The sequence below is a fragment of the Parabacteroides caecihominis genome, from assembly GCF_023656785.1.
Classification (GTDB): domain Bacteria; phylum Bacteroidota; class Bacteroidia; order Bacteroidales; family Tannerellaceae; genus Parabacteroides; species Parabacteroides segnis.
Genome location: NZ_JAMOKS010000001.1, coordinates 229,226 through 239,812, shown reverse-complemented (window position 1 = coordinate 239,812; position 10,587 = coordinate 229,226). Strand labels below are relative to the sequence as shown.

Sequence of the window (10,587 nt, the reverse complement as noted above, 5' to 3'; positions counted from 1 at the left end):
ATAAAGGGGCGAGACCATCACGGTTCCGCCCCTCCTCTTTTTAGTACGTAGAATAGAAATTACATAAGTATATATTATGCTTGTGTATTATTCGATTTAGTTGTATTCGTTGTTGTAGTTGTGCTATTTGTATTGGCAGTCTGAGTAGTAGCTGTTGCACCGGCTACAGGAGCCTGTACTTTAGCTTCTTCCCAATGGAAAGGCTCAAAATGTGCATTCGGATCAACCCATGATGCTTTTTTGGAAGCAAAGATGATGAACGGAGCAGCCACAACAACAATAGCACCGATAATCAATACGGCAAACCAGACAGTATTACTACCGACAGAAATCTGACTAGGTGGAATAAAGCTCAAAATGAAAGCCAATAACGAACCACAGAAACCAAGACCACCGATAAACCACATCAATCCGTTGCCATGTTTACCGATACGGAACGGACGGTTTGCCTTCTTCATTCGGTAACGCAATGCGATAGCACCGGAAAACATCAGCAGATACATAACCAGATAAAGGATCACAGTCAACTGTGACAGGATCTGGTAGAAACTCTGTACGGAAGGCATTACCACGAACAGCAGGCTCAATAAAGTAACCGCACATCCCTGTACCAACAGAATGTTTTTCTGAACACCGATTTTATTTGTTTTCTGGAAGAAAGGAGGCAGATAACCTGCTTTACCCACGGTAAAGATACCTTTTGACGGACCGGCGACCCATGTCAATACACCTGCCAGCACACCGAATGCCAAAGCTACGGCAATGATCGGAGATAACCAGGAAGCATGGATAAATTTAAAGTAATTGTCGAAACCGACCAGCAGACTCTGTGTCAGGTTGATATCTTTCTGAGGAATAATAACACCCAGAGAGAAAGTACCTAATACGAAGATAAGAACAGTGATCAACGCGCCGATAAAAACGGCTTTCGGATAGTTCTTAGAGGGATTTTCCACATCCTTTACGTGGATACCTCCCATCTCCATACCTGCATAAAACAGGAAGATACTGGAGGCCAGCACCAGGTTATCGAACTTTGAGAAGTCAGGGAAGAAATCGCCATGGAAGTCCATGTTAGAATGACCACCCATAGACAAGTAAACGATTCCGAGGATGATCAACAGGGCAGCCGGAAGGATCGTACCGACAATACCACCCACTTTAGCAACCTTACCAACCCAACTTAACCCCTTCAACGAAATAAAAGTAGCCAGCCAATAAATGATCAATACCACAGCCAGCGTGTACATTTTGTTTGAAGCCAGTGTCATATCATGCGCATCATTCATCCCGATAAAGGCGATGGAAACAGCACCGAAGGTCAACACGGTAGGATACCAGATCGTACTTTCAATCCATTGTACCCAGATAGCGAGGAACCCCCATTTCTTACCGTAGGCTTCCCCCACCCATCGGAAAACCCCACCTTGTTTATCCTGGAACATAGCTGCCAACTCGGCTGCCACCAGCGACGTAGGGATCAAAAATACGATTGCCGCGAATAAGTAATAAAAGGCTGAACTTAATCCGTATACAGCCTCGGCTGGTAGTCCGCGGAGAGACACTACCGCCGTAACATTCATAATTGCAAGAGTAAAAACTCCAAGTTTTACTGCTTTTCCTACATTTGCCATGAATTTTACTGTTTAAATGTGAATTTTGTATTGTTTAGTTTCGCTTTAAATATGTCAGTAAAACAAATCGTTATTGTGTTAGTTTGTCAACAAGATGTCAAACTAGGTTAATTAACAGAATAGTGTTAAAAACAAAATCACGGTATCCTTTGTTAGATAACCTAAAATATTTCTGTCTAAATGCCTAATAATTAAACGCAATGAAGTCTGCTTTCAATGACATTATTTACGAGAAAAGAGGAATATACGGAGTCTTGCATGTTATTATTTTGCTACTCTCCCTTTTCCTTATTGTAGTCATCTCAGTCGATACATTTAAGAACATCCCTTTCATGACACAGGGTTCCTATCTGAAGATACAGTTCTGGATCTGCATGTTCTTTATTGCCGATTTCGTTTTGGAGTTTTTCTTATCAAAACGTAAATTATATTATCTGCAAACCCACTTTATTTTCTTAATCGTATCTATTCCTTATCTTAATATTATCAGTTATTACGGAATTGAATTCTCCCCGGAAATCACCTATTTCCTGCGTTTTATCCCGTTGGCACGCAGCGGATATGCACTGGCAATCGTGGTAGGATGGTTATCATCAAACAAGGCTTCAGGACTATTCGTATCCTACCTGACCATGTTGCTGGCAACGGTCTATTTCTCCAGCCTGATATTCTTCGTGATCGAACATAAGGTAAATCCGCAGGTAACCGGCTATGATGATGCTCTTTGGTGGGCCTTTATGGACGTTACGACAGTCGGCTCAAATATTTACGCCGTCACACCGACAGGACGGATACTATCGGTTCTGCTGGCAGCACTGGGAATGATGATGTTCCCGATCTTCACCGTTTATGTAACCAGTCTCGTACAGAACGCGAATAAACGGAAGAATGAATTATATAATGAAGACGATGCACCGCAACCGGAAGCAGCCAAACAGACGGCATCGAAACCAGCGGAAGGGGGTAAAATAACATCGTAGGAAACATAGGCACTTTCCAATAGATATAAACATAGAGGATCTAAAATCCAAATATCATTCTGAACATCTAAATCTATTGATCGCTGATGTTCTATATGCAGGGAAGTTGGGGACGTTGCATCGGATTAATGATAAACGAATGCAAAAGAGTAAAACTTCTAGAACCGGAATTTAATACAAACGGAACTTCGTATAAGGTATACTTTGGTATACCAACCAAGTTAGTGACCAAGTTAGTGACCAAGTTAGTGACCAAGTTAGTGACCAAGTTAGTGACCAAGTTTAATCACATTTATTCATTATTGGTCAAAAAAACACTGCTGGTTACTAAAACTTTCACTTAGTCATAGAGCTTATTTCCGCAAACATTATCTGAATTCAGCATTACAAGCCGAACTAATTGCACCTAAACATCCAAAGCCAAATCATCCCTAGCAGGGATATTATCTCACTGAGAAAGGGAAAGCTATTAAAAGCTTTAGATAAAAGAAACCATTACTTTCTAATAAATAAAGGCTATGCCCTGATTCCGTATGGAAGGATGGCACAGCCTTCTTTAAGTTTGTCCGTATATCCTGATTCAATCTAAAAAATCACTGTATATATAATCCATCTCGAATTGAATAGCACCTTGTATGCAACTACTAATATTCAACATATACCCATCTAATCCTCCAACATACATTTTACCATAAAGATCACCGACCAAATCAATCACCCTTCTATAATCACATTGGCTATCTACTACAGGAATTGTTGTAACTTCATAAGTTCCATTAAATACGGTATTATCTATCGAAAATTTATATCTTTGGTCTGCGTAAAATATTACAATGGCATTTTGTTCCTCGTTCACCCATTTTCCTACAAGTAATTCGTCATTAGGATCATTCCAATTATATCTCCTTTTATAGGAAAAAGCATTACCCCCAGGTGAAATTCCACTCCACTCTCGTTCGGTAAGTAGATTAACAGTCCATGCCCAACTACCACAAGTTGTTGATAACAAACGACTTTCCGTATCATAATTCCAAACACCTTCAGTATAAAAGTCGCCCGACATAGATCCTCTCATGAAACATCTTCCATCACTGGCAAATCTAAAATCGGATTTACCATATCCGGCATATTCCCATTCTCCTATCAGCGATCTTGTATCTTTATACTTATTGATAATAGCTTGACTTTCATTATCCAATTCTGTAGAAGTTTCCTCAGATAAAGAATCTTCATTATCATCTCCACATGAAAAGAAAATAGAACACAACATTAATGTGAAGATCGTTACATACCAATTAATTGTTTTCATTGTTTTCACTTTAAAAATTACACATAATATTCTTTAATACGATTAATCCATATATGTTACATAGTAAATTGTCATTGTAGGATAATCAGAGAAATCAGATTCATGTTTTGAGGTTATTTGTACGACCCTGTTATCCGAATCGAACTCATAAGAATAAGTTGTCCAAATAGTCCCTCTGACATATTCCCATTTTGCCGGAAGATTTTTAGATCGTTTCCCTTCAATATCCGTTGGTACCGAGATTAATGTTGAACCTTCTCTTCTCACTAAGAAATAACTAAGATCTAAAGATGTATTATTTAAGTGTTCTGTATAAGAACAAACATAAGTATTGATAGGAGCTGATTCTCTAACTAGATTACCATTTTCATAATTCAAAGTACAATTACCATCATTATATCCGGCTAAATAATAACCAACCAGATAACCTGATTTGTCATATTTTCGTGAACTAATACTACCATTAGCGTCACTAATATACCCTTCAGAATTTAATAATAAAAAACTATCTAAACCTCTTTCATCAGGGTATGTTCTCTTAATTGTATCGCCAACATAAGTAATGTTCTCTATTTGGATATTATTGGAATTCTCGGTGAATCTCTTATGCTCACAAATTCTTCCTGAATTATCATAAGAAAATATATTATGATAATAATAAGATTCTGTTCGAGAAGGTATATTAGGATCTCTTTTGATTTCCTCAATAACTAACTCTTTTACTTTATTAGCTGTAAAACATGGTTTATACGGAGATTCTGTGACAATTCCAGGATTATCTTTGCCATCATCTTTGTTATCATTCCCATCGTTTTGTTCTTCACGGTTAGGAATCGGATCTCCTTCTCCTCCATCGCAACTTGGAAAACTTGTTGTTATCACCATTAAGGCGATTAGCATAGAACAGTAATTTGTGATTTTCATATCTCTAACAATTTTGCTGCTATTCCCTACTATAGCAGTAATTAAATTAATATTAAATACTTAGGGAGGTACAATTATTCATTTAACATATTTTAGGCGCATAGCCTAACCAACGTTGGTTAGATGCCCTAACTGCCTCCAGTTAGATAGTGTCTCTGCCATTGGTTAGTCGGTCTAACTAACGTTGGTCGGATAGTATTACTCGATTTCAGGACGGTCTCCGCCTCCACCACCCGGTTTGTTACCTACGTAAAGTAGTACAGGGAAGGTATAAGTACGCGGTTCTTTTACAAGTTTATTACCAGCTGCCGATTGGGTAACGATACTCAACGTGTATTCGCCGTCTTCGAGGGCCGGCATCATGACGGTCAGTTCAGAAGGATTGTTATGGATCAGCAACGGACATTTCTGTGCAGTACCACCGGTTTTTGTAAAGAAAACACCTATGCTGGCATCATCACCTGCCACTTTGATATTAGAGCCGCTGATAACGGCAGGGGCGGAAGAAGTGAGTTGGGTATTCATTTCGCCGGTGGTAGAATCGGTAATCGAATTGATGATTGGACCGGTGACAGCAGGACGGGTTTCAACCACTACGTTTTTCAATGTGTCACGCAGTAATTTACCGGGTACATAACTGGTAGTGAGTTTGTTTTTAGCAGGGTCGAAAGCTGCTTTTTCGCCTTCGAAAGGACCTGTGAGGGTTGCCATGTACTGGCCTACACCGTCAACAACGCTTTTACCTTCGGCAATAGCGGTTACCTTTTCCTGATCGCCCATGCCCAGGATATACTCGATTGTATCCAATCGCAATTCAGAGCCTCTTGCCAGGATGCGTTCGGCAATCTGATGGTTTCGTACTGTTCCTGTAATACGGGGCTTCGCTGTGTAATCGCCTTTTCGCTCCGTGACGGCGTTGTCGTAAAGATCGGCAGTCAAAATGATTTTTTCAGCCATAATAATAAATAATTAAGCCTGTTGGTTGGACAAGGCATTACCTGTGTGATCAGTAACCTTATTTGTGAAATAAGGTACCAGTTTATCTTATGATTATCATAACAGAGAGTAACTTCCTCCCCTCTCGAGAGGGGGTAGGGGGTGTGTAAATTGCTGTACTAAAGCACGAACTACATAGATTGACGCGGATATTTAACTGTTTTATCTGTGATTTTCTATCTGGATAGTCTTTATTTAGAGTATTAACACACCCCCTGCCCCCTTTCAAGAGGGGAAAAGATACCCTCCGCCCCGCTATGCCTATACCTCACCAAAAACTGCCTGAATCTCACCTTTTTGCCTAAATTGTCCCCCACCCACTTAATTATAAGCAGAGAAGTTTGTCCTTGTTTAAATAAATTTCCTATATTTGCCTCGTCCCCACACTAGTATAAACTTTGTTTTTCACAGCTTGTATCAAACGGGACAAAACACCCTTATTTCACAAATAAGGTTACACCCTCACACCTACCAGGACATCCAATCCTTTTGTAATAATCTCATTGGCAGAATTGAGTCTCGACTGATCGAGTGCAGCCAGATAGTGACGTGTCGTCCGCTCCGATGTATGTCCGAGTGCCTGGCTGATGATGGCTACCGGCGTGTCGTTGTACAAAGCTGCCGTCGCCCAGGTATGCCGAAAGACGTACGAGGTGAGGCAGACCGGGACGGAAAGGCGCGATCCAATCTCCACCAGACAACCGTTGTAATGGTGCAGAGCCTGTTTATAGGCCTCATGTAACCGTTCGCCTTCCGCCTTTTCGGGCAAAACAGGAAAAAGATAGCGGCTGTCGGACAATGCATATTTATCGAATAGCCGTTGCATGCCGGGAGTAATACCGACACGCACCAGGACCCCCGTCTTGCAACGGTTGTAGACCAGTTCATTATCGACGATATTGTCGCGGGTAAGATGCGCCAAATCGATGAACGGCATACCGCAGGCAAGGAAGGAGAAAAGAGCAAAGTCCTTCGCTGCCTGCAACTCCGGCTCGGCAGAGAGGTCCATCCGGGCAATCTCTTCCATTGTCTGAATACGGAGGGCGCGTTTAGCCGTTTCCTCCTGCCGCAGGTTGAGGTGTGCAAAAGGCGAGAGGCGGTCGGCCGGTGCCAGTTCCTCGCGGACAGCGGTGTGATAGATGGCCCGGAAACTGCTGAGGTAACTGTTCACCGAATTTGTTTTCAGGTGTCCCAATGCCAGAAGCCAGTCTTGGAACCGGTCTATCATACCAGGGGTTATCTCGACAAACGAAAGTTTGTCGGTCCCCCAAAACCGCAGCAACCAGTTGGAGGAAGCGCGGTAAAGATCGGCGGTCGAATATTTGCCCGCCTTACGTTTACGTTTCACCAACGCATCGGCGTAGGTGAAAAAGGTTGTTGTCATAAGCATAATAATAGTAACTATAGAAAGAATCTAAATTAAACCGTATTGTATATTAATTGAAAATTATACCTTTGTTGGTATAGTTTAATAATCAAAATATATTAATTATGAAAGACAAAGAAGAATTCCAATTAATCCAAAACAAGATTTATGAAATAAGAGGACGTAAAGTCATGATCGATAGCGATCTGGCTGAATTGTATCAAGTCGAAACACGCGTATTAAATCAAGCAGTAAAGCGTAATATAGATCGATTTCCCGAAGATTTCATGTTTCAATTAACAAGTCAGGAATGGGAGGATATGTCATCACAAATTGTGATGACATCACATACCAAACGCCCAAAATCAGCTATTCCATTTGTTTTTACCGAACATGGTGTAGTTATGCTGTCAAGTGTACTTCGCAGTAATATCGCTGTACAAACAAGTATTCTGATAACACGTGCTTTTGTTGCTATACGACAATTAATAATTGATACTCCTGCAAATAAAGTACAGGAACTTCAACATGAATTGAAAGAACTAAAAGAATACATTGAAGAAGTATTTATTGATTACAACGATATAAACGAAGATACCCGTATACAACTGGAATTGATAAATAAAACATTAGCAGAATTGCAGGTACAAAACAAACTGTCCAATAAACCCCGTAACCCGATAGGATTTATTAAACCTAAATAACGAAATCTACAAAACACATTCTATTCATATAAAACAAGCCTCCCGCCCTCTGAACGAGGGGCGAAGAGGCTTGCCAATTAAAAGAATAAACTGTTTGTTATTCAGTTATTGTAACCCGGTCGCCATTGAAAATGGACAGACCCAGTTTATTCATTATATATTTGATGGCCAATTGTGCTTTTACAGAATTACCCGCGCTGTCAATTGGAGGGGCAAAGGCTGAAATACCGAACAGGCCGGGCATCACTCCCATCACACCACCGCCTACACCTGTTTTTGCAGGGATACCGGAAGTGTACAACCAGTCGCCGGTATGTTCATAGAAACCTACGGTGGCAATCAGCGAAGTAATCTTCGGTGACAATGAACCGTCGAATATCTGCTTTTTGGATACCGGGTTCAGGCCGTCGTTGGCAATCGTTGCTCCGCAGACAGACAATTGGGCTGCTGTGATTCCCAGCGAACACTGACGGGTATACAAGTCGAGCGACATATCCGGGTCATCGTAGATACGGTTGTAGTTCTTCAGCAACCAGGCAATGGAGCGGTTGTTGAAGTTGGTAGCCGATTCCGATTTGTACAATTCGTCGATCAGCTGAGGTGCACTGCCGCAAAGGTCGGTAATATTGGCAACGATGGCGTCCCATTTCTTAGCCGAGTCGCCTATCGGCTGAACCATACTACAGGCAGTGATTGCACCGGCATTAACCAACGGAGTAGACGGATGATCTTTCTCCAGCAGGATAGCCATGATGGAGTTGAAAGGCAGTCCGGTTGCATCGGCACCTATCATTTCCAACAATTTCTGTGCACCGTACTGGCGCAATGCCAACACAGCGGTATGTACCTTTGAGACGGATTCTATACCGAAACGATATTCGGAATCGCCCAACTGGATGAGTGTACCGTCCATCAGGCAGATACTGATACCGAACAAATTCTTATCTATATTTGCCAGATAAGGAATGTAATCGGCATTCTTACCGCCTGTGTTCGTCTTGAACATTTCATAGGCTTCCTGGGCCACTTCTTTTATTTGTGAAACGGAAATCTTTTTATCCATACCCAAACAAATTATTTAGTTGATTTAGGACAGCCGGTATGAGTGAAGACAGAGCCTTTTACAGCCTGTTGTCTGTCCTGTGCGATACGGGTAGGGGTCGGATATTCCAGTTTTTCCAGGTCGGTGATCGCATTGCTGATGTCGCCCAGCAACTGGTCTGCCATGTCACGGCTGAAGCCCTGACGGACAACGATACGCATAACTACCCAGTTTTCGAGGTTTTCAGGCAATGTATAAGCCGGAACCATCCATCCGCTCTGTTTCAGTTTATCCTGCAAATCGTACAGTGTCCATTTGGCAGTCTTAGCATATTCAGGTTTCAGATACCAGATAAACAATGGGTTGACAACTTCTTTGCTATAATTCTGGAACGGAGCCATCTTAGCAATTTCAGCATGCAGGTAGTCGGCAACAGCCATACTGTTCTGCTGTACTTCCTTGTAGCCCTGGAATCCGAGACGGATGAATTGATAGTATTGTCCCAAAATCTGAGCGGCAGGACGGGAGAAATTCAAACCAACCTGAGTAATGTTTGCACCTAAATAATTTACACTGAAAGACATGGAGCCCGGCAAGTATTTTTTATCTTTCCAGACAACCCAACCCAGACCCGGATATACCAGACCGAATTTATGGCCGGAAGTACTGATGGAAAGTACCCATTTCAAGCGGAAGTCCCATTTCAGTTCCGGTTTCAGGAACGGCAGGATAAAACCACCGGAAGCGGCATCCACATGGATAGGAATGTCGTAGCCTGTCTTTGCATTGTATGCGTCGAGTGCAGCGTCCAATGCTTCCACGTCATCGTTCAGACCTGTCCAGGTAACACCCTGGATGGGGACGATACAGATGGTGTTTTCATCACAATACTTCAGGGCTTCCTGCGGGTCGAGCGTGATGTGTTCTTGTGTCAGGGGCACCTGGCGCATTTCGATCTGCCACAGCTGGGCGAACTTTTCCCATACAACCTGGAAACCGGCAGAAATAACGAAGTTAGGTTTGTCGGTCGGTTTGCCTTGAGCCAATCTTCTTTCACGCCAGCGCAACCAAGCTGCAACACCACCCAACATACATGCTTCGGAAGAACCGATAGCCAAGGCTCCGGCTTTCCACTGTGCCTGTTCGGGGCTGTTCCACAGGTTAGCCATGATGTTGATACATTTAGCATTCATCACAGCAATACGCGGATACTCAGTTTCGTCGATATAGTTGATGTTGATTGCTTCGTTCATCAACTTTGTTGCATAATCATCCATCCAGGTGGTAACGAATGTAGCCAGGTTCAGACGGGGCTGTGTCTGGGCGAAAGTTTCGTCTTTTACCATCTGATAAGCAATCTCCGGAGTGGTCGGACCATCAGGGATTACATCTACTGGAGCGGGATGCAACATTGCATTCGAGCCAAAAATCGCGGTTTTGGCATCACCTTCTCTAAAACTTGAATCTTTCATGTCTTTTTGTTTTTAAATTATTAAGAATTGGCGCAACCGACATTCGTGCGTCGATTTGTAGTGCAAAAACAGCCTCTGAAAAGAATTGTTCTTCGATTTTAGTTAATCCTGTAAGATTTGGGGTTTATTATCACAATGTTATATAAAGAATATTACTTCT

Annotated in this window: 10 protein-coding genes; 3 read left to right on the top strand and 7 right to left on the bottom strand. The window is 42.1% G+C overall.

The window, feature by feature from the left end; all coding sequences use genetic code 11:
* Positions 1-74: 74 nt before the first annotated feature.
* Entirely contained in the window at positions 75-1,634 is a 1,560-nt protein-coding gene (gene gadC / locus NBH14_RS00660; protein ID WP_128134712.1) for a glutamine/gamma-aminobutyrate antiporter GadC, read from the bottom strand.
* Positions 1,635-1,834: 200 nt separating this feature from the next.
* Here gadC and NBH14_RS00655 point away from each other — a divergent pair, with 200 nt between their 5' ends.
* Both NBH14_RS00655 and NBH14_RS28755 read left to right on the top strand, forming a co-directional pair.
* On the top strand, positions 1,835-2,614 hold the full coding sequence (locus tag NBH14_RS00655) for a potassium channel family protein (RefSeq protein WP_186957929.1): 780 nt from the start codon (positions 1,835-1,837) through the stop codon (positions 2,612-2,614).
* Between the two features lie 285 nt (positions 2,615-2,899).
* Positions 2,900-3,049, top strand: a complete 150-nt coding sequence (locus tag NBH14_RS28755) for a Fic family protein (protein ID WP_350464037.1) — start codon at positions 2,900-2,902, stop codon at positions 3,047-3,049.
* A 145-nt stretch (positions 3,050-3,194) separates the two neighbouring features.
* On the opposite strand, the gene NBH14_RS00650 is transcribed toward NBH14_RS28755, so the two are convergent.
* From NBH14_RS00650 to NBH14_RS00635, 4 genes are all read right to left on the bottom strand, one after another.
* Complete coding sequence (locus NBH14_RS00650) at positions 3,195-3,923, bottom strand: hypothetical protein (RefSeq protein ID WP_186957928.1); 729 nt, start codon at positions 3,921-3,923, stop codon at positions 3,195-3,197.
* 42 nt (positions 3,924-3,965) lie between these two features.
* Positions 3,966-4,847, bottom strand: a complete 882-nt coding sequence (locus NBH14_RS00645; RefSeq protein ID WP_186957927.1) for a DUF4595 domain-containing protein — start codon at positions 4,845-4,847, stop codon at positions 3,966-3,968.
* 198 nt (positions 4,848-5,045) lie between these two features.
* The gene (locus tag NBH14_RS00640; protein ID WP_186957926.1) at positions 5,046-5,804 is read right to left on the bottom strand and encodes a DUF4469 domain-containing protein; all 759 of its coding nucleotides are present in this window, start codon (positions 5,802-5,804) and stop codon (positions 5,046-5,048) included.
* Between the two features lie 493 nt (positions 5,805-6,297).
* Positions 6,298-7,227, bottom strand: a complete 930-nt coding sequence (locus tag NBH14_RS00635) for a tyrosine-type recombinase/integrase (protein ID WP_186957925.1) — start codon at positions 7,225-7,227, stop codon at positions 6,298-6,300.
* Positions 7,228-7,334: 107 nt separating this feature from the next.
* Between NBH14_RS00635 and NBH14_RS00630 the strand changes: the two genes are divergently transcribed.
* Entirely contained in the window at positions 7,335-7,913 is a 579-nt protein-coding gene (locus tag NBH14_RS00630; protein ID WP_186957924.1) for an ORF6N domain-containing protein, read from the top strand.
* A 97-nt stretch (positions 7,914-8,010) separates the two neighbouring features.
* Here NBH14_RS00630 and glsA read toward each other — a convergent pair whose 3' ends face one another.
* Positions 8,011-8,976 carry a glutaminase A gene (glsA, locus tag NBH14_RS00625; RefSeq protein WP_009860470.1) on the bottom strand — a complete coding sequence of 322 codons (966 nt, stop codon included), beginning with the start codon at positions 8,974-8,976 and terminating at the stop codon, positions 8,011-8,013.
* Between the two features lie 11 nt (positions 8,977-8,987).
* Positions 8,988-10,427 carry a glutamate decarboxylase gene (gene gad / locus NBH14_RS00620; RefSeq protein ID WP_186957923.1) on the bottom strand — a complete coding sequence of 480 codons (1,440 nt, stop codon included), beginning with the start codon at positions 10,425-10,427 and terminating at the stop codon, positions 8,988-8,990.
* Positions 10,428-10,587: the final 160 nt, after the last annotated feature.

Excerpts from the sequence above, each read along its gene's own strand:
- gadC (WP_128134712.1), bottom strand. The coding sequence starts at position 1,634 with ATGGCAAATGTAGGAAAAGCAGTAAAACTTGGAGTTTTTACTCTTGCA.
- NBH14_RS00655 (WP_186957929.1), top strand. The coding sequence starts at position 1,835 with ATGAAGTCTGCTTTCAATGACATTATTTACGAGAAAAGAGGAATATAC.
- NBH14_RS00650 (WP_186957928.1), bottom strand. The coding sequence starts at position 3,923 with ATGAAAACAATTAATTGGTATGTAACGATCTTCACATTAATGTTGTGT.
- NBH14_RS00645 (WP_186957927.1), bottom strand. The coding sequence starts at position 4,847 with ATGAAAATCACAAATTACTGTTCTATGCTAATCGCCTTAATGGTGATA.
- NBH14_RS00640 (WP_186957926.1), bottom strand. The coding sequence starts at position 5,804 with ATGGCTGAAAAAATCATTTTGACTGCCGATCTTTACGACAACGCCGTC.
- NBH14_RS00635 (WP_186957925.1), bottom strand. The coding sequence starts at position 7,227 with ATGACAACAACCTTTTTCACCTACGCCGATGCGTTGGTGAAACGTAAA.
- NBH14_RS00630 (WP_186957924.1), top strand. The coding sequence starts at position 7,335 with ATGAAAGACAAAGAAGAATTCCAATTAATCCAAAACAAGATTTATGAA.
- glsA (WP_009860470.1), bottom strand. The coding sequence starts at position 8,976 with ATGGATAAAAAGATTTCCGTTTCACAAATAAAAGAAGTGGCCCAGGAA.
- gad (WP_186957923.1), bottom strand. The coding sequence starts at position 10,427 with ATGAAAGATTCAAGTTTTAGAGAAGGTGATGCCAAAACCGCGATTTTT.